Origin of the sequence: Rahnella sp. PAMC25617 (assembly GCF_050606005.1) — a bacterium.
GTDB lineage: Bacteria > Pseudomonadota > Gammaproteobacteria > Enterobacterales > Enterobacteriaceae > Rahnella > Rahnella variigena.
Genome location: NZ_JBOCUM010000008.1, coordinates 85,643 through 103,832, shown reverse-complemented (window position 1 = coordinate 103,832; position 18,190 = coordinate 85,643). Strand labels below are relative to the sequence as shown.

Below are 18,190 nucleotides of genomic sequence, written 5' to 3'. Positions count from 1 at the left end.
CCCTCGATAAAATCATCGCAGGCAATCCCCCTCTTCATTGATAAGGACGCTTTGCATGATCGGACATTTACGTTACCTCGGGCTGTTACTGCCCTTCTTCACCTTTTCATCCTGGGCTGCGGAGCAAAATCCTGCTGTCCATATCGCCCCCGCAGGAAGTCAGAATGCGGTGTTCGGGCCAGCCGAGAACTTTACCGGTCGCGTCAGGGTTGATCCTCTCTTCAAACCGGATAACGACATCCGTGTTTCTGGGGCTTATGTCACCTTTGAACCCGGCGCTCGTTCCGCCTGGCATACGCATCCGGCAGGTCAGCGGCTGATTGTGACCTCGGGTGTTGGGCTCACCCAACAAGAAGGCCAGCCGGTGCAGGTTATCCGCGCCGGTGACGTTGTCTCTTGCCCGGCGGGGATCAAACACTGGCACGGGGCGGCACCCGGCAGCGCGATGACGCATCTGGCGATAACCGGGATTGTAGATGGCAAAAGCGTTAACTGGATGGAGAAAGTGACAGATGAACAATACCACGCCCATTAAGGCATTAGCGGCAGCGGTGCTGCTGACCTTTGGTTTTGGTCTCGCGGCACTTGCTGCGCCCGTCAATAAAGGAGCCTCAGAAATGAACCACGAACAAACGGTCTCAGATACGCTGTCAGCCAGCCAACAGTCCATCCCGTTGATAGCGGCATCGATGGCCAGCAGTCAGATGGATAAGCTGAATGCAGCGCTGAATCAGGGTCTTGACGCAGGGCTCACGATAAACGAAACCAAAGAGATTCTCGTCCAGCTTTATGCCTATACGGGCTTCCCCCGTAGCCTGAATGCGCTTAGTGAACTGATGAAGGTCGTCGAAGCACGTAAACAACGTGGTATCAAAGACGTTGAGGGTAAAGAACCGGTTGCCCCGATCCCTGTCGGAGATGAACTTCGCCGTGTCGGTACCGCAAACCAGACAAAAATCTCAGGCGCTGCCGTCCAGGGACCGCTGTTTGATTTTGCCCCAGTGATTAACCAGTTCCTGCAAACGCATCTTTTCGGCGACATTTTCGCCCGCGATAACCTCGACTGGCAAAGCCGCGAGCTGGCAACGGTTGGCGCATTAGCGGCCACACCAGGCGTTGAAGCCCAGTTGCTATCGCATACACGAGCAAGCATGCGGGTCGGCCTGACGGCAGCGCAGCTGCGCCAGCTGGCACAGGTTCTGCGTGAACATGGCGAAAGTGATGCAGCAACGCGAGCTGAAAAGGCGCTGCAACAGGCGCTCGCAAACAATTAGGAGTGGGTTATGGAGCATGATCCCAACCGCAGAATGTTAATCACCGCACTTGCCGGGCTCACGCTGGCGAACATTTCTTTGGCATCAGCTGCGACCGGAACCACAAAAGTGCAGGGTAAAAGCCGTGTTCTGGTTGCGTACTTTTCCCGCAGCGGAAATACACGAGTCATTGCGGGCGTCATTCACCGCAGCCTGAATACCGATCTGTTTGAAATCGAACCGGCTACGCCTTATCCAGAAGACTATTTTCAGACCGTTGAACAGGCGAAAAATGAGCGTGAGCGGGGAGTAAAACCCGCATTAAAAAATAGCGTCGCAGATATCTCACGCTACGAGACCCTGTATTTAGGCTTTCCGATCTGGGGGACCAGCGTGCCGCCTGTAGTGCAAACATTTCTCAGCAGCCACAACCTTGCGGGCAAATTACTCATCCCCTTCATTACCCACGGTGGCTACGGTAATGGAGACAGCGACGACATCCTTGCCCGTCTCGCCCCAACTGCGCGTAGGGAAAAACCGCTGGTTATTGAATGCGACCAGGAACGAAGAACCACTGAAACGGTCACCAGTTGGTTAGAGACAATACGCAGTTAATCGTCCGCATTCATGAGTCTGCCAAATAAAGGCAATCAGGGGTGCTAAATAATTAACGCTGACAACTCAGATATGATTGAACGGCAAACATAACAGAGGATGTAATCTTGAAGACAATCTTAAAAACGCTGGCCATCTGCGTAATGGCGGGTGGCCTGGTGGCTCAGTCGGTCTATGCCGAGCCGCTGGTCATTCAGGAACAAGGAAGCTTTTCTGCTGGCGGCACTATCATCACCGCACCAGGAACATTTGACGCGAAAAAGCCGCTGGACTCTGCTGGCCAAACCTACCATGGCGATCATGCGTCTGTTTTCTACCAAATTCCCGAGAATCCGCATAAATACCCTATTGTCATGCTGCACGGCGCAGGTCAGTTCTCCCGTACCTGGGAAAGCACCCCGGATGGTCGCGAAGGTTTCCAGAACATATTCCTGCGTCGTGGGTTCTCAACCTATCTTGTCGATCAGCCACGCCGGGGCAGCGCCGGGCGCACGACGGTAGAAGGTACTGTTACGCCTAAACCGGATGAACAAATGTGGTTTAACCAGTTCCGAGTTGGCGTGTGGCCAGAGTATTTTAAAGACGTTCAGTTCTCTCACGACAAAGAAGCGTTGAACCAGTATTTCCGTCAGATGACCCCGAACACCGGGCCGTTTGATATCAATGTTATCTCTGATGCGATGTCCGCAGTGGTGGATAAATCCGGCCCGGCTATCCTCTTCACCCACTCTCAGGGGGGCGGACCAGGCTGGTACACGGCGATGAAAAACGACAAGGTCAAAGCCATTGTCGCCTTCGAGCCTGGCAGCAGCTTTGTCTTCCCGGAAAAAGAACTCCCAGCCCCTATGCCAAGCGCGTTCGACACGCTGAAGGGTGAACCTGTTCCGATGGAGCAGTTTATGGCTCTGACCAAAATCCCGATTCTGATTATTTACGGCGATAACATACCGGATAAACCTGTCGCCATGCCCGCGCAGGACAGCTGGCGCGTACGTCTGGCGATGGCTCGCGACTGGCGTGATGTGGTGAACAAGCATGGCGGGGATGTGACTGTGACGCATCTGCCTGAAGTGGGGATCAATGGGAATACCCACTTCCCGTTCTCTGACCTCAATAATGTGCAGATTGCCGATTTGGTGAGTAAATTCCTGAAGGAAAAAGACCTGCAATAGGAAGAGCCAGTATTGAGTCTTCATTATTGAAGGCTCAATACAAACATCATCTTTATAAAAAATAAAGTGGCCTAATCCTGCCGAAAAAAAGTGTTGAATATGGCGGTTTGCTTTGCTCACAAAACAGAGCGTCAGCCCTCCAAAGATTAATGAATACATCTAATAAACCCTAGTTAATTACCCCCTCTAATAGAATAAATAACTTTGCGTTATGCTTTTCCTACACAACAGCTGAAGGATAACGTCATGCAAACTGTAAAACTGAACAACGGTATAGAAATGCCCCTTCTGGGCTTTGGTGTCTTCCAGATGACGGATGCCGCCGAATGCGAAAGAGCCGTGATTGACGCTATCGATACAGGATACCGCCTGATCGATACCGCAGCGTCCTACCAGAATGAAACCCAGGTCGGGAACGCACTGAAACAGACTGGTATCGCACGTAACGAACTCTTTGTAACGACCAAACTTTGGCTCCAGGATACCAATTACGAAGGTGCTAAAGCACAGTTCGAACGCTCCCTGAATCGGCTGCAACTTGATTACGTTGACCTGTATCTGATTCACCAGCCTTACGGCGATGTCCATGGAGCCTGGCGTGCTATGGAAGAACTGCAACAGGCAGGCAAAATTCGCGCCATTGGCGTCAGCAACTTCCATCCTGACCGACTGGCCGACCTTATCGCCTTCAACAAAGTGGCCCCTGCGGTAAACCAGATTGAAGTTAACCCCTTCAACCAGCAGTTGCATGCGGTTCCATGGAATCAAAGCCGTGGCATTCAGCCGGAAGCCTGGGCACCGTTTGCTGAAGGTAAAAATGGTCTGTTCCAGCATCCCGTATTAACGGCAATTGGTCAGAAGTACGGCAAAAGTGTGGGCCAGGTGGTACTGCGCTGGATCTTCCAGCGGGGCATCGTTTCACTGGCGAAATCGGTGCGGAAAGAGCGCATGGCAGAGAACATCGACATTCTCGATTTTAGACTCAGTTCTGAGGATATGCTGCAGATTGCTGCCCTCGACACCGCAACCAGTGCCTTCTTCTCACACCGAGACCCGGCGATGGTGGAATGGCTGACTGGCCGCAAACTTGATGTTTAAGCCGCGATAAAAGAGGTATTCATTCAATGCAAAAGCGCTTTTTAGGTAAATCTGGGCTAGAAGTGTCCGCTCTGGGACTCGGTTGCATGGGGCTCAGCCATGCCTACGGCCCTGCAACAGATACCCGTCAGGCTATAGAACTTATTCGTACAGCAGTTGAACGTGGAGTTACTTTTTTCGATACAGCGGAATTGTATGGCCCCTTACTTAATGAAGAGGTTGTCGGTGAAGCCTTAAAACCGTTTCGTGACCGTGTGGTCATTGCCACCAAGTTTGGTTTTACCTTTGGCGATGACAATAAGCAGCAGATTTTAAACAGCCGTCCGGAGCATATCCGTGAAGCTGTGGAAGGATCATTACGCCGCCTTAAGACTGATGTCATTGATCTGCTGTATCAACATCGTGTCGACCCGGATGTCCCCATTGAAGATGTTGCGGGTGCAGTGAAAGACCTGATCGCGGAAGGCAAAGTTAAACATTTCGGTCTGTCCGAAGCGGGTGCGCAAACCATTCGTCGTGCGCATGCTGTACAACCGGTCACTGCGCTGCAAAGCGAATATTCCATGTGGTGGCGCGAGCCTGAGCAGGAAATCCTGCCGCTACTGGAAGAGCTGGGTATTGGTTTTGTGCCCTTCAGCCCATTAGGCAAAGGCTTCCTGACGGGAGCGATTAAACCAGGAACAACGTTTGGCAAGGATGATTACCGCAGCACCGTGCCGCGTTTCGCAGAACAGGCGATTGAAGCCAATGAAAAGCTGGTCTCATTACTGGGTGAACTGGCAGCAGAGAAAGGCGTGACGTCTGCGCAAATTGCGCTGGCATGGTTGCTGGCACAAAAACCGTGGATTGTTCCTATCCCTGGTACCACCAAACTACACCGGCTGGAAGAAAACCTGGGGGCTGCCGACATCATTCTTTCGCAGGATGACTCACGGCAGATAACCCAGGCGCTTGAAACGATTAAAGTCGTCGGCGAACGTTACTCTCCTGAGCATCAGGCTCGCACTGGCCGTTAATGCCCCGACGGGTCCGCTGCGATTGGCGGACCCGTTATTCTGAGTAGCGAAGGGCATCGATCATCAGCGCAAAAGCGGGCGGATGCTGCTTACGGCTGGGGTAGTAAAGATAATATCCGGGGAAAGACGGACACCAGTCCTGCAGAACCTGAATAAGCTCTCCTGACTTTATATAATCCTGCACCCTGTCTTCAGGTATACAGGCGATGCCAAAACCGGATAAAGCCGCATCAATCCTTTCCGCCTGCAGATTAAACGTTACCTGTCCTTCCACTCTGACCCGTAACGGTTTCCCATTCTTCTCAAACTCCCAGTGGTAAAGACCACCGGCAGTCGGCAGGCGCATATTGATACACCGATGGGTTTGTAGCTCGTGCGGTGTTTCTGGTACGGGGTTAGCGGCAAAATAGGACGGTGCTCCCACCACTGCCATGCGCATTTCCGGTCCAATCCTCACCGCGATCATATCCTTATCTACGCTTTCGCCCAGGCGGATCCCGGCATCAAAACGCCCCTCAACAATATCGACAAAACCGTTATCAACCACCAGTTCGAGATTAATTTCCGGGTATTCCCTGAGAAAGGGCTTTAGCTTAGGCCATACCAGACTTCGCGCTGCATGCTCCCCGGCAGATAAACGGATATTGCCGGAGGCAGTGCCGTTCAGTTGAACAAGCGATTCCAGCTCCTGCTCAAGATCGGCAATACGGGGTTCAAGGCAGGCGATAATTCTCTCACCGGCTTCTGTGGGGGCAACGCTTCGGGTAGTGCGGGTCAGAAGTCGGATATTTAGCCGTTCCTCCAGGGCCTTCATCGCGTGGCTGAGTGCAGACTGAGAAACCCCCAGTTTACCCGCTGCTTTGGTAAAACTTCGCTCCCTCGCTACCACAAGAAAGATTTGCAGTTCGTTGAAGTTTTCTTTGAGCATCGGCGATTTCCTTATGGAGACATTCCCTTCAACGCGCACTCATGAAGGGTGTTCATAGACACAATCATTTTAGCCCCATTACTGACAATAATGATAATTGATATTCTGACTGTAGAGAAAATAAGTCTGAATTATCAGAGGGTTTATCATGAAAATACTCATTGCAGGCGCGACCGGAAGTATTGGTCTTCATGTCGTGAATACCACTATCGAAATAGGCCATCAGCCCGTGGCGCTGGTCAGAAATAAACGGAAAGTAAAATTACTTCCGCGTGGAACGGATGTTTTTTACGGCGATGTTTCAATGCCTGAAACACTTACCGATTTGCCGAAAGATATTGATGCCATCATCTTCACTCTCGGTTCCGATGGCCAGGGGCGTATTGGGGCCAGAGCGATAGATTACGGTGGTGTACGTAACATTTTACGACTATTCAGGGATACGTCTGTACGCATCGGCTTAATGACCACGATTGGCGTGACTGAACGGCTCAGCACCTGGAATCAACGCACTGAGGTTCATGACTGGAAAAGACGTGCCGAACGTCTGGTCAGGGCGAGTGGCCATCCCTATACCATCGTCAGGCCCGGCTGGTTTGACTACAACAATGATGATGAGCACAGAATCGTTATGCTCCAGGGGGATCGACACCATGCAGGAACGCCGGAGGATGGTGTGATATCCAGAAAACAAATCGCCCAGGTTCTGGTCAGTGCGTTGAGTAACGATGCAGCCACAAATAAAACGTTTGAGCTGGTCGCTGAGCGAGGGGAGGCACAACTGGATTTTACACCTCTCTTTACGGACTTACAGGCAGATAACCCTCAAAAAAATGATGGCGTTTTAGATTTGAACAACATGCCTTTCAGTGAAGAACCTGAGTGCATTATTAACGAGCTAAATCTGTTTTCAATACAGGTAAAATCAATCTAACGCCTTTGACAACTTGGTCAAATAGAGACCAGTCTTATGGCAGTTTAGATCCGGCTTTTACCCGAAGTATGGTTTGACGGGTAGTACTAAACTCTCGGGCAATGGCGCTGATGCTTAAGCCTAAATTAATACGCTCAATAACGACCTGTTTTTGTTCTTCGTTCAGGGCAGAGGGACGGCCAAAACGTTTCCCTGCCGCTTTTGCCCGCGCAATACCTGAATGTGTGCGTTCAAGCAGTAGGTCCCGTTCAAATTCTGCCACGGCAGAAATAACCTGCATGGTCATTTTCCCCGCGGGGCTGGTGAGATCTACTCCACCCAAAGCTAAGCAGTGGACACGAATATCGGAATCAGCCAGTTGTTCTACCGTTTGTCGCAGAAAAATATCAAAATCACCTGGGGATATTACTTGCGGGTGGGCATGGTGATGACTATTCCGGTGCTGTTCGTTACGCTTGCCGCGTTGGCGTTGCGGCTATCTTTCACTTTCTAATGAGATACCCTATGAGCATGATCACTATCTATCACAACCCGGCATGCGGTACGTCTCGTAATACGCTGGAAATGATCCGCAACAGCGGCACTGAACCCACCGTTATTCTGTATCTGGAAACGCCGCCATCCCGTGAGGAACTGGCTACGTTGCTTGCAGATATGGGTATTACCCCGCGGCAGTTGCTGCGTAAGAACGTTGAGCCTTATGAGCAACTCGGACTGGCTGAGGATGTCTTCACCGGCGATCAGCTGATGAGTTTTATGTTGCAGCATCCCATTCTGATTAATCGTCCGATCGTGGTGACACCGCTGGGAACCCGACTGTGCCGCCCGTCTGAAGTGGTGCTGGACATTTTGCCTGATACTCAACGTTGCGCGTTTACCAAAGAAGACGGTGAACAGGTTGTGGATGGTCAGGGTAAAAAGATTAAATAACCGGTTACGGCAATGGCTCAGTTTTTCATGTTTGCCATCATTTTGAAGGGAGGCACATTGCCTCCCCTTCCTTCTATGCCTTCACCAGCGCACGTGTTTTATCAAGCAGGAACGGGCGCAGATAACCCACGGTGTTCGACAGCAAAATCACATCGTCAGAAACCTGAATGTTCAGCACGTCCGCCAGATATTTTTTGCGCGCCACCATCCGTTGCCAGACCTGCGGATACTGACTTTCCAGTTCGCGGCGCAACGCTTCATCCGCCAGCGCAACGGTATCTTCAATGCTGCTGCCTCCGTAACCCGGCAGCGAGGGAATAATATCTATCTGGAACAGCATTCCGCTCGCCAGCGGCACGTTAGAATCCGGATAAACCGGCGAACACAGCCATTCCTCATCGGCCACCAGATGCCCCGGATTGAGATGCCAGTTCCAGGTTTTCTGCTCAAGCGTTTTTTCCACCAGGCGGTATACATCGCCACCGCGCATACCGATATGCAGATTCTCCAGCCAGGTGACCACCGTATGATAATAAGGGATCGCCAGACGCGGCAGCCAGTCAGCGACGTCCTGCGGCAACTCTTCCTCACTGGCAACGACGTACGCGGCACGACTCGATAATCCCCCTTTATAGCCGACGGTCAGTGAAAATTTATCACCGTGACGGATGATTTTGTCCGAGGGATAAAGGTTCGCATGAGCAAACCGGTCGCCGGTCGCGGCGATTATGATGACATTGTTTTGCTGACCGTCGCCTGCCAGCAACTGACCGATTTCCTTCTCAGATTTACCGGGAGCAATCGCGTCCAGTGCGGCCATCAGGCTGGATGACGCCAGATTTGCACCGTACTCATAAAATGCAACTTCATTGGCATTATTAATGCACCGTGCGCCATTTTCCGGTGCGATAAACAGGCCGGTGGCATTCACCACATTCTCTTTTCCACCGGCAGCACTGCGCACCGCATCCAGAATAAACGCCGGAATATCAAAGCTGTATTGATCTGTTTGCGGATCGATACGGAACAATTTCCAGCCCGCGACGCCGGTGGTTTGTGACGCTGTCACGCCCGCCATTGCCAGCAGATTTTGCAGCGGCTGATGATGTTTCATCGGCTGATTGGGCAGGGAAAACACCGGCGCGTGCAGACAAGCTCCTCCGTTGCGGGCATGCGGCACCAGTTTGAGATTCTCGTTACCCATTATGTAGGTCATCTCGCCGTTACTGCTTACCACCAGCAAAGCTTCTTCAAAACGTGGGATAAAACCAGAAAGGTATTCGAAATTGCCGCCGTGTTCTTTATCGGCGTAAATCACCAGCGACGATAAGCCTTGTTGCTGCATGGCGCTCAGAACATTGTTCAGGCGGGCTTTCATGGTTTCATCAGACAGCACCGGCGTGGGCACCTTAGGGTAAGTGGCCGGTGCCGGGACAGTGGCCAGTGTGTAGGCAGTATCAGAATTCATTGCGTTTCCTTATGCGTAGAAATCATTATCAGGAGTCAGATTCAGAAATGTTGGGTTCATAAATAACGTAGCCCGCCACGCCGCCCTTCCCGCCGTCTTTCGGATGGTTGATGCCATCGCTGACCGGGATAGGTGAGAAATCGAAGGGCGACACACCTTCGATGCAGGCGACATTGACGCCATAAAATTCGGGATTGGAGCGACGCTGATGGAAGGTATAAATACCGCAAACCGAACAGAAGAAATGCGCGGCCTCACCGCTGTTAAAGCGATATTCCGTCAGCTTATCCGTGCCTTGCGTGATTTCAACTTCACCGGCAGTGGCGACGACCGCGCCGCGCATACGGCAAAATGAACAGTTGCAGCGCAGCACGCCGTTAAAACCGTCGGTCAGTGCGACCTTGAACGTGACGGCACCACAATGGCATTGAGCGGACAATTTATCTGGCATAGCAATCTCCCTCTTTGGGATGAGCGGTCGGGTTGGCCGAGAAAATGTTGTACCAAATTTCGCCGCTGATTACAGCTTTCCCTTAAAAAGCCCATTTTTTAGCCGTAAAACATTCACGCCCGCTATCAATTTCTCGTTTTGAGATCTCATACCAACTTTCTGTCACCTATTTTGTTTTACTACCCGATGTTAGGAAATGTTACGGAAATGATTCCGTAATGAAAATAAAATAGCTGCACGTAAGGAAGCTAACATGAAAAGACTGACCACTTTTTGCCTCGCGGGACTTGTATCATTTAATGCGTTTGCCCTGACCGGCAACGATGCCACCACCAAACCGGATCTCTACTATTTAAAGAATGACCAGGCCATCAACAGCCTGACTTTGCTGCCACCGCCACCGGCTGTGGGCAGCATTGCGTTCCTCAATGACCAGGCGATGTATGAGCAAGGCCGTCTGCTGCGTTCAACCGAGCGCGGCAAGCAGGCTGCTGAAGATGCGAACCTGAGCGGAGGCGGTGTGGCGAATGCCTTCTCCGGTGCGTTTGGATCACCGATCACCGCCAAAGACACGCCGGAACTGCACAAGCTGCTGACCAATATGATTGAAGATGCCGGAGATCTGGCGACGCGTGGCGCGAAAGAGAAGTACATGCGTATCCGCCCGTTTGCCTTCTACGGCGTCCCGACCTGTAACACCACCGAGCAGGATAAGCTTTCGAAGAACGGCTCTTATCCTTCAGGTCATACGTCTATTGGCTGGGCAACGGCGTTAGTGCTGACTGAAATCAACCCGCAACGTCAGGATCAGATCCTGCAGCGTGGTTATGATTTAGGCCAGAGCCGCGTGATTTGCGGATACCACTGGCAGAGTGATGTGGATGCAGCGCGTATCGTCGGCTCTGCGGTTGTAGCAACGCTGCACACCAACGACGCTTTCCAGCAGCAACTGAAGAAAGCTAAAGAAGAGTTCGCGAAACAACACAAATAAGCGTCTTTCAGAAAATTTTTATTTTCAAATATCGCTTATAAAAAACAAAAAAACCGGCCTGATAAGCCGGTTTTTTTACGGAGAGCAGAAAGCGATTCAGGCCGCTTTAACCGCACGCGTCTTTTTAGGAGCTGGCGCTGCTACGGTTTCTTCGGTGTTTTCTTCCGCGGTCTCTTCAGTTTCAGCTTCAGTCACTGCCAGTTCTTCCGTCTGCGCGACAGGGGCTTTCACGGTTTCTTCTTCCGGCAGCTTGCTGGTACGCAGGATGTGCTGGACGGTATCTTTTTGCTCAGCCAGGCGAAGGGCAATGTTTTCTGCCAGCGATTCATCGATCTCCAGTTCGCTCTGCAACAACCAGTCAGTAAAAGCATCTGCCATATCGAGCATTTTGTCGTAAGCGTCCGCTTCTTTCTTATTGGCAAATGTCATTTTTTCTTCACCTTTTCTGACGACAACAAACTTTGTTTCAACAGCCATGATTCGCTCCTTATACTGTAATTATATACAGCATACCAATAATCAATGCAGGATACATCATCCAGCCTGTTTTTTATAGTGCGGCGCAGGCGTGAATTTCTTCCAGATAACCGCTAAGGTAGAAAATAACCCGTTTTATAACGTACTTGTGAGGATTCCGTGACAAATGTGAAAGAAGTCTGCAACTGGAGCAAAGACGCTTACCGGATAACCACCGACATTAGCCAGCTGGATATTCCTGCCGTCCACGCCTATCTGACCCGCTCCAGCTGGGCGCCGGGAATTGACGAGCAAACGGTGCGCGATGGCGCGGAAAACAGCCTCAATTTCAGCTTGTTCGACGATGAAAAACAAATCGGTTACGCACGTTTCATTACTGATTACGCCACCTTTGCCTATCTGTGCGATGTGTATGTGTTAGAGGAATATCAGGGGAAAAATCTGGGAGCATGGCTGATTGAATGTGTTCAGTCGCATCCGGTCACCGCCCGGCTGCGCAGAATGGCGCTGTTTACCTCAACGGCACCCTGGCTGTATGAGAAGTTTGGCTATACGCCGGTGAACGAGCCCAATTACACCTGGGTGATCACCCGTCCGGGGCTTTATCTGAAGAAAGACTGATCAAGGCTAGTGAAGGATTCGAGGGTTTTAGCCAGCATCCGTCATTTCAGTCACCATCCGCACAAAATTATCGCGGATTAAATCCTCTCTGCGCGGATCCCATGCGATCCCGACCTGCCAGCGGGTGGCTTTGCCACTCAGCGGCAGCGTCTTCAGTCCTGGCGGCGCAATATGCATGACACTATTGGGCAGCAGCGCGACACCAACACCGGCGACAACCAGCGCGACAATCGTCTGGATATCTTCGGACTGCTGTACGAAAGGCGTGTGCAACTGGTTTTCATCCAGAAAGCGGTCAGTTTGTGCGTTCAGCCCCCGCCCGCGATCGGGGTATAAACGTAGCAGCGGTTTCTGTTTCAGCCAGCCTGCGACCGTCGTTCCGTCGTCAGCAGGCACCACACACACCAGTTCATCTTCAAACAAGGCGTGATAACTCAGCGGTGCAGCCGGTGGCACACGCACAAAACCAATCTGCAATTTCCCGCTTTGCAGCATGTCGTATTGCACGGCAGAAGGCAGATCTTCCAGCGTGATATCCACACCGGGATACGCTGCCCTGAACCTGGCGATGCATTGCGGCGCAAAGGTAAACGCCGACAGGCCGAATCCCGCCGCCAGCAACCCTTCACCGCCCTTTTCCACCTGACCGGCGTGCTGCATAAAGGCCGTCATCTGACGCAGCACCTTCTCCGCTTCGGGCAAAAGTCGTCGCCCTCCCGGCGTAAGCGTGGTGCCATGGCGTCCGCGATCAAACAGCATCACGTTAAGGCGGGATTCCAGCAAACTGATCTGCTTGGTCAGCGCCGGCTGCGAGATAGAAAGCGTGTTAGCCGCCGCTGCATAATTCCCTGCCTGCGCCAGCGTGACGAAAGCTTTGAGCAAACGCGTATTCATTTTGCATTCCGTTTAGTTATCAGAACCAGAAAATACTTCATTATAAAGTTATCAGCCGCATTGCTTTAATACCAGCGTGAACCCTAAACCTTAACGTTACGGAGAATGACAATGTCGGCATCGATTAAAACGGCGGTAGTTCAGTTTCAGCATCAGGCCGGAAACAAAAAATATAATCTGATGATGATGGAGGGTTTTATCCAGCAGGCGGCGATTAACGGCGTACAAATTCTGGCGTTCCCGGAAATGTGTATCACCGGCTACTGGCATGTGCCGAAACTGGATAACGACGGTGTGGCGGCGCTGGCCGAATCCGTCGAAACTGGTTCGTCTGTGCGCCTTATCCGCAAACTGGCCGTGAAACATCAGATGCTTATTGGTGCCGGTTTTATTGAACGCGGAGATGACGGTCGTCTTTATAACGCCTATGCCGCCTGTATGCCGGACGGTTCACTGCATACGCACCGCAAAATGCACGCCTTTGAACATCCTTCCATGAGCTGCGGTGATGCGTATACGGTGTTTGATACGCCCTGGGGCGTGAAGGTCGGTATCCTTATCTGCTGGGATAACAATCTGGTGGAAAACGCCCGTGCAACAGCACTGCTGGGGGCAGATATTTTACTGGCACCGCATCAGACCGGTGGCACAAATTCCCGCAGCCCGCACGGCATGAAGCCCGTTGCGCTGGAATTATGGGAGCAGCGCGCCACACGACCGGAGGAAATCACCGAAGCCTTTAAAGGTGCCAGTGGCCGTGAGTGGCTGATGCGCTGGCTGCCGTCGCGGGCGCACGATAACGGCATGTTTATTTTGTTCAGCAATGGTGTGGGTGCAGACGATGATGAAGTCCGCACCGGTAACGCGATGATCATCGACCCGTACGGCCGCATCGTCGAAGAAACCTGGGCGGCGGCAGACGCGATGGTGAGTGCAGAACTGGATCTTTCGCTTATTCCGATGAGTACCGGCAGGCGCTGGATGGCAGGCCGCCGTCCGGATCTTTACCGCATTCTGACGGAGCGTCAGGGCTACGAACGTGATGCCATTACGGCGCGTTTTTCCGAAGAATTGCCAGGAATGAAAACACGCTAAAACAGTGTCCGACGTACAGAAAACCCTGCTCCACCAGGCCTTCGGAAACTGGCTGGTGGAGCAGGGGCAGAGTGGTGATGTGGTTGCGGATCAGTCGTAGTTTTCGCCGTACAAACCAATCAGGCGGCGGACGACGCCGTTGGTCCAGCCGAAGCCGTCCTGAAGCGGATATTCCCCGCCGCCACCTTCGCGCGACGCATTGCCGGAAATGTGATATTTCTCGATAAGTTTATGATGCTGCTGGTAAAACTGATTTACCGTTTTCAGCCAGCTGCGGGCAATCTGGTCGCCGAGTGCGTCGTTGCCATACAGCTTGAAGCCCTGAATTGCCATCCATTGCAGCGGCGCCCAGCCGTTAGGTTTATCCCACTGTTCGCCGGTTTCGTATTCCGTGGTCATCAGTCCGCCGGAGGTCAGCAGGCGCGTTTGCACGGCGTCAGCAATACGAACGGCCTGATGATGCGTGGCCAGACCGACGTACAACGGCACCACGCTGGCGGCTGAGAACAGTGCCAGCTGCTGACGGTGCCAGTCGTAATCGCGGAAGCACCCTTCTGTCTCATCCCACAAATAGCGGTTGATGGCTTCACGGCGGGTTTCAGCTTTCTGGCGGAACTCCGCTTCGGTCGCCCGGTCACTGTTGAGGCCGGAAATATTGGCGATGGCGCTTTCCAGTTTGAATAAAAACGCGTTCAGGTCGATCGGAATAAACTGCGTGGTGCGGATACTGGCCAGCCGTTGACCATCACGCAGCCAGCGCGAGGAATAATCCCAGCCTGATTCCGCACCGGCACGCAGATCGCGGTAAACTTCGTTAGCGGGACGACTGGAGAGTTTCGCGGTTTCCACATCTTCGCGCCAGGATTCATCACGCGGCGTGTCCCTGTCATCCCAGTAACGGTTGAGCAAGGTGCCATCCGGCAGACAAACTACGTGGCGATAAGCCTGATTGGGTGCCAGCGAATCCGCACCATCCATCCAGAATTCATATTCCATTTTGAGATGATCAAGATAACGACGCGCACCGCGCACACCATCTTCTTCAAACAGTTCGACCATCAGCGCAAAGACCGGCGGCTGCGAACGGCTGAGATAATAGGTGCGGTTACCGTTAGGGATATGCCCGTAAATCTCGATCAACCACGCAAAGTTATCGGCCATGGTGCGCAGCAAATCGTTGCGCCCGCTTTCCGCCAGCCCCAGCATGGTGAAATACGAATCCCAGTAGTAGGTTTCGCCAAAACGCCCGCCCGGCACCACGTAAGCCTGCGGTAGCGGCAGCAGTGACGACCAGGAAACATGGTCTTCCGGCTGGCGCGTCAGCACCGGCCAGAGTTTATCGATGTGCTCTTTCAGCGAATCACCCGGATCAGACACGTATTCGTCACCGTGCGGTTCCGGCAGCCAGAAATGCGCCTCAACAAAGCGTTTCAGATTAAAGCCCGGATGGTTTTTTATCCGGCGGTAGCGCAGCAGGATATCCAGCGGATCCATTTTTGGCGGACAGTCAGGAAACGTTTTGCTGTCGGCAAAAAGCGATGAGGACTGGACGCTGGTGAACAGTTCCATATATCGGTCGGCAGGCGTCAGCGCATCGGAAGGCGGCAGGCCTTCGATCATCTCCGGTTCCGGCTCGGCGTCCATCATCCGGTCAAGGATCAGCTCAATTGGCTCGAGTTCGCTCAGACGAAACTCTTCGCCTTCCAGTGCTGCGATCTCCTTCGTCTGATGTTTCTCATTTAGCATAAGCGAGCCTTTTGGTTAGAGGACTTAGGTTTCAATAACGATTGCAACAGCGTTTTATTTGCCGCCGTGCAATGTCAGATTGTTCAGATCCCGCAAATAGGTGTCACCCCAGTTTGCGATATCATTTTTAGTCAGCACGGCCATCATGTCGTTATACCGCGCCTGTCGTTCGGCCAGCGGCATGGTCAGGGCTTTATCCAGCGCCGCCGCCACGTCATCACGGTCATAAGGATTGACAATCAGCGCCGAGGTGAGTTCATTCGCCGCGCCGGCAAATTGCGAAAGCACCAGTACGCCGGGGTCAGCCGGATCCTGCGCCGCGACATACTCTTTCGCCACCAGATTCATGCCGTCACGCAGCGGCGTCACCAGCCCGACGTCGGTCAGACGGAACAATTTCATCAGCAGACTGCGCTGGAAATGCTGGTTGAGATAGAACAGCGGCGTCTGATTCATGCTGCCGTACTTACCGTTGATGCGTCCGACTTCGGTTTCCAGCTGATGACGCAGTTCCTGATAGGCCTGCACATCGCCACGCGACGTCGGCGCAATCTGGGTATAACGCACTTTGCCGCGATGCTGCGGGAATTTTTCCAGCAACGCTTCAAAGGCCAGAAAACGCTCCGGCAGCCCTTTGGTGTAATCGAGGCGCTCGCAGGAAATAATATTCTGCGCTTCACGCAGTTCACGTTCAATGGCGGCCATTTTTGGCGGCAGAGGCCCTTCCGCCATCTCTTTAATACTTTCTGGCGCAATACTGATCGGAAACACGCCGGTGGCAAAGGTATTACCGAAAGCCTGATGGGTGCCGGAACTGGTCTGTTCCAGCGCGGTAAGCTGGCTCAGATTATCGAGAAACGCCTGACGATCGCTTTCGGTCTGGAAACCGAGCAGGTCGTATTCGCTCATCATTTTGATCAGCTCATCATGCGTCGGCACCGCGTTGAAAATCTCCGGCGTCGGGAACGGAATATGCAGGAAGAAACCGATGCGATTTTTCACACCCAGCTTGCGTAATGCGGCAGCAAACGGCAGCAGGTGGTAGTCGTGGATCCACAGAATGTCGTCTTCTTTAATCAGCGGCTGCAATCTTCTCGCCAGCAGATCGTTAACGCGGCAGTAGCCGTCCCAGGCTTCACGCTGGAAATCAACGAGATCGGTGCGGTAATGAAGCGCGGGCCAGAGCACGGCATTGGAAAACTGGCAGTAATACAGGTCGTAATCGTTCTGATCCAGCGGAACAGAAGCGTACGTGATGCCGTCATCTTCAACCAGACTCAGCTCATCTTCGTCATCTTCACCGGAAATTTCGCTGATTTCGCCATTCCAGCCAAACCACAGACCTGAGGTGTTTTTCAGTGCGTCAAGGATCCCAACGGCCAGCCCGCCTGCGGACTTCGACCCGTCAGGAATAGCGATACGGTTAGATACAACAACCAGGCGGCTCATGAGTGTGACTCCTTTGTATGTGTGTTTGTATGAGTAGTAGATGAAGATAATGCGGCGTGACGTTGTAACGTCTCCAGCCATTGATAAACATCGCGAACGTGTTTAACACGGTATTTCGCCAGACTGGAACCTTCGCCGACTTTTACGGAAATTCCGTTCAGCGCGTTGACGACTTCAAACCCTTTCTCATCGGTCAGATCGTCGCCGACAAATATCGGCAGACGTCCGGCAAACGGCGGTTGCTGCATAAAGTCATAAATCGCCGCGCCTTTGTCTTTACCGCGGGGTTTGATTTCAATCACGCATTTCCCCGGCTGAAGAACCAGCTCCGGGTGTTTTGCTACCACAGATTCTGCCAGTTCGAGCACGTGCTGCTGATGAAGCATGGCCTGACGGTAATGCAGCGCGAAGGCCATCCCTTTCACTTCCAGTAATGTGCCTGGCAGCTTTTCCATACCGGCGGCGAGCGTCTGTTCAACGTCTTTCGCCATCTGCGCCGGTAACGTCACGCGGTGAAACTGCCCTTCGCCGTCACGCATTTCTGCACCGTGCACACCGGCTGCTGGCAGAATTAACGGTGCAACCAGCTGGTCCAGTTGTTCAACCGGCCGGCCTGAAATCAGCGCCAGTGCGCCGGAGGAGGCGGTAAACAACGCCTGTAAATGCTGACGGACATCGGACGGAATCGACACGGCATCGGGCTCATCGCGGATTTCGGCGAGCGTGCCATCGACATCGAAAAAGAAGGCGTATTGTTGACTGTCCGGGTGCGGGAGTAGCGGTGTTTCGGTGGTGTTTTCCTGAATTTCTGAGGTCAAGGTCATTCTCCTGCTGATAAGTTACGACACAACGCGTCATTGCGCTGAAAACCCTCGGGCGTTTTCTTATTTTGTAATAGTTGTATCTGATACCTTGTTCACGATTAACTATTAAGCACTGAACTATTTCATTCTGAACTATTTCACCGCAAGCTATTTCGCGATGACCAATTTCGAATTAACAAATATAGTCTCTTATCAGCGCACCGACGGGATAATCAGATTTATCCACAA

The 18,190-nt window shown here is 52.5% G+C and carries 19 protein-coding genes and 2 pseudogenes; 12 read left to right on the top strand and 9 right to left on the bottom strand.

Annotated elements, in window-relative coordinates:
* Window positions 1–55 precede the first annotated feature (55 nt).
* From ACM615_RS11885 to ACM615_RS11860, 6 genes are all read left to right on the top strand, one after another.
* Complete coding sequence (locus ACM615_RS11885) at window positions 56–535, top strand: (R)-mandelonitrile lyase (protein ID WP_034950021.1); 480 nt, start codon at window positions 56–58, stop codon at window positions 533–535.
* Window positions 513–1,274: a carboxymuconolactone decarboxylase family protein gene (locus ACM615_RS11880; protein ID WP_050881808.1), complete on the top strand. Its 762-nt coding sequence runs from the start codon at window positions 513–515 to the stop codon at window positions 1,272–1,274. The genes ACM615_RS11885 and ACM615_RS11880 overlap by 23 nt, the downstream gene beginning before the upstream one ends.
* A gap of 9 nt (window positions 1,275–1,283) precedes the next feature.
* Complete coding sequence (locus ACM615_RS11875; RefSeq protein ID WP_431011947.1) at window positions 1,284–1,868, top strand: flavodoxin; 585 nt, start codon at window positions 1,284–1,286, stop codon at window positions 1,866–1,868.
* Between the two features lie 107 nt (window positions 1,869–1,975).
* The gene (locus ACM615_RS11870; protein WP_034950029.1) at window positions 1,976–3,040 is read left to right on the top strand and encodes an alpha/beta hydrolase; all 1,065 of its coding nucleotides are present in this window, start codon (window positions 1,976–1,978) and stop codon (window positions 3,038–3,040) included.
* Window positions 3,041–3,286: 246 nt separating this feature from the next.
* On the top strand, window positions 3,287–4,138 hold the full coding sequence (locus ACM615_RS11865) for an aldo/keto reductase (RefSeq protein ID WP_034950032.1): 852 nt from the start codon (window positions 3,287–3,289) through the stop codon (window positions 4,136–4,138).
* A 26-nt stretch (window positions 4,139–4,164) separates the two neighbouring features.
* Window positions 4,165–5,154, top strand: coding sequence for an aldo/keto reductase (locus ACM615_RS11860; protein ID WP_159282784.1), 990 nt, complete (start codon window positions 4,165–4,167; stop codon window positions 5,152–5,154).
* Window positions 5,155–5,188: 34 nt separating this feature from the next.
* Here ACM615_RS11860 and ACM615_RS11855 read toward each other — a convergent pair whose 3' ends face one another.
* Window positions 5,189–6,082, bottom strand: a complete 894-nt coding sequence (locus tag ACM615_RS11855) for a LysR family transcriptional regulator (protein WP_034950038.1) — start codon at window positions 6,080–6,082, stop codon at window positions 5,189–5,191.
* 148 nt (window positions 6,083–6,230) lie between these two features.
* On the opposite strand from ACM615_RS11855, the gene ACM615_RS11850 reads away from it, so the two are divergent.
* A complete protein-coding gene (locus ACM615_RS11850; RefSeq protein ID WP_001572334.1) occupies window positions 6,231–7,016 on the top strand; it encodes an SDR family oxidoreductase in 786 nt (261 codons plus the stop codon).
* Between the two features lie 34 nt (window positions 7,017–7,050).
* Here ACM615_RS11850 and ACM615_RS11845 read toward each other — a convergent pair.
* A pseudogene (locus tag ACM615_RS11845) lies at window positions 7,051–7,395 on the bottom strand (recombinase family protein); the annotation flags it as partial.
* On the opposite strand from ACM615_RS11845, the pseudogene ACM615_RS11840 reads away from it, so the two are divergent.
* A pseudogene (locus ACM615_RS11840) lies at window positions 7,387–7,509 on the top strand (ArsB/NhaD family transporter); the annotation flags it as partial. The pseudogenes ACM615_RS11845 and ACM615_RS11840 overlap by 9 nt on opposite strands.
* An 11-nt stretch (window positions 7,510–7,520) precedes the next feature.
* Window positions 7,521–7,946 carry a glutaredoxin-dependent arsenate reductase gene (arsC, locus tag ACM615_RS11835; RefSeq protein ID WP_431011946.1) on the top strand — a complete coding sequence of 142 codons (426 nt, stop codon included), beginning with the start codon at window positions 7,521–7,523 and terminating at the stop codon, window positions 7,944–7,946.
* A gap of 73 nt (window positions 7,947–8,019) precedes the next feature.
* On the opposite strand, the gene ACM615_RS11830 is transcribed toward arsC, so the two are convergent.
* Both ACM615_RS11830 and ACM615_RS11825 read right to left on the bottom strand, forming a co-directional pair.
* Window positions 8,020–9,414 (bottom strand): M24 family metallopeptidase, encoded by a 1,395-nt coding sequence (locus ACM615_RS11830; RefSeq protein ID WP_431011945.1) that lies wholly within the window; start codon window positions 9,412–9,414, stop codon window positions 8,020–8,022.
* Window positions 9,415–9,442: 28 nt separating this feature from the next.
* Window positions 9,443–9,865, bottom strand: a complete 423-nt coding sequence (locus ACM615_RS11825) for a GFA family protein (RefSeq protein ID WP_132964184.1) — start codon at window positions 9,863–9,865, stop codon at window positions 9,443–9,445.
* Window positions 9,866–10,118: 253 nt separating this feature from the next.
* Between ACM615_RS11825 and phoC the strand changes: the two genes are divergently transcribed.
* Window positions 10,119–10,856 carry an acid phosphatase PhoC gene (phoC, locus tag ACM615_RS11820; protein WP_112286645.1) on the top strand — a complete coding sequence of 246 codons (738 nt, stop codon included), beginning with the start codon at window positions 10,119–10,121 and terminating at the stop codon, window positions 10,854–10,856.
* Between the two features lie 96 nt (window positions 10,857–10,952).
* Here phoC and ACM615_RS11815 read toward each other — a convergent pair whose 3' ends face one another.
* A complete protein-coding gene (locus tag ACM615_RS11815) occupies window positions 10,953–11,333 on the bottom strand; it encodes a YebG family protein (RefSeq protein WP_113878192.1) in 381 nt (126 codons plus the stop codon).
* 159 nt (window positions 11,334–11,492) lie between these two features.
* Between ACM615_RS11815 and ACM615_RS11810 the strand changes: the two genes are divergently transcribed.
* Window positions 11,493–11,954: a GNAT family N-acetyltransferase gene (locus ACM615_RS11810; protein WP_112286647.1), complete on the top strand. Its 462-nt coding sequence runs from the start codon at window positions 11,493–11,495 to the stop codon at window positions 11,952–11,954.
* A gap of 27 nt (window positions 11,955–11,981) precedes the next feature.
* Here the strand turns inward: ACM615_RS11810 and ACM615_RS11805 are convergent, their stop codons facing one another.
* The gene (locus ACM615_RS11805) at window positions 11,982–12,848 is read right to left on the bottom strand and encodes a LysR substrate-binding domain-containing protein (RefSeq protein ID WP_431011944.1); all 867 of its coding nucleotides are present in this window, start codon (window positions 12,846–12,848) and stop codon (window positions 11,982–11,984) included.
* Window positions 12,849–12,953: 105 nt separating this feature from the next.
* On the opposite strand from ACM615_RS11805, the gene ACM615_RS11800 reads away from it, so the two are divergent.
* Complete coding sequence (locus ACM615_RS11800) at window positions 12,954–13,943, top strand: nitrilase family protein (RefSeq protein ID WP_431011943.1); 990 nt, start codon at window positions 12,954–12,956, stop codon at window positions 13,941–13,943.
* Window positions 13,944–14,033: 90 nt separating this feature from the next.
* On the opposite strand, the gene ACM615_RS11795 is transcribed toward ACM615_RS11800, so the two are convergent.
* Genes ACM615_RS11795 through otsB form a run of 3 tightly spaced genes read right to left on the bottom strand, consistent with a single transcriptional unit; the run spans window position 14,034 to window position 17,944 of the window.
* Window positions 14,034–15,689: an alpha,alpha-trehalase gene (locus tag ACM615_RS11795; protein WP_431011942.1), complete on the bottom strand. Its 1,656-nt coding sequence runs from the start codon at window positions 15,687–15,689 to the stop codon at window positions 14,034–14,036.
* 54 nt (window positions 15,690–15,743) lie between these two features.
* Complete coding sequence (gene otsA, locus ACM615_RS11790) at window positions 15,744–17,138, bottom strand: alpha,alpha-trehalose-phosphate synthase (RefSeq protein WP_431011941.1); 1,395 nt, start codon at window positions 17,136–17,138, stop codon at window positions 15,744–15,746.
* Window positions 17,135–17,944, bottom strand: coding sequence for a trehalose-phosphatase (otsB, locus tag ACM615_RS11785; protein ID WP_431011985.1), 810 nt, complete (start codon window positions 17,942–17,944; stop codon window positions 17,135–17,137). Before otsB ends, otsA begins: the two co-directional genes overlap by 4 nt.
* Window positions 17,945–18,190: the final 246 nt, after the last annotated feature.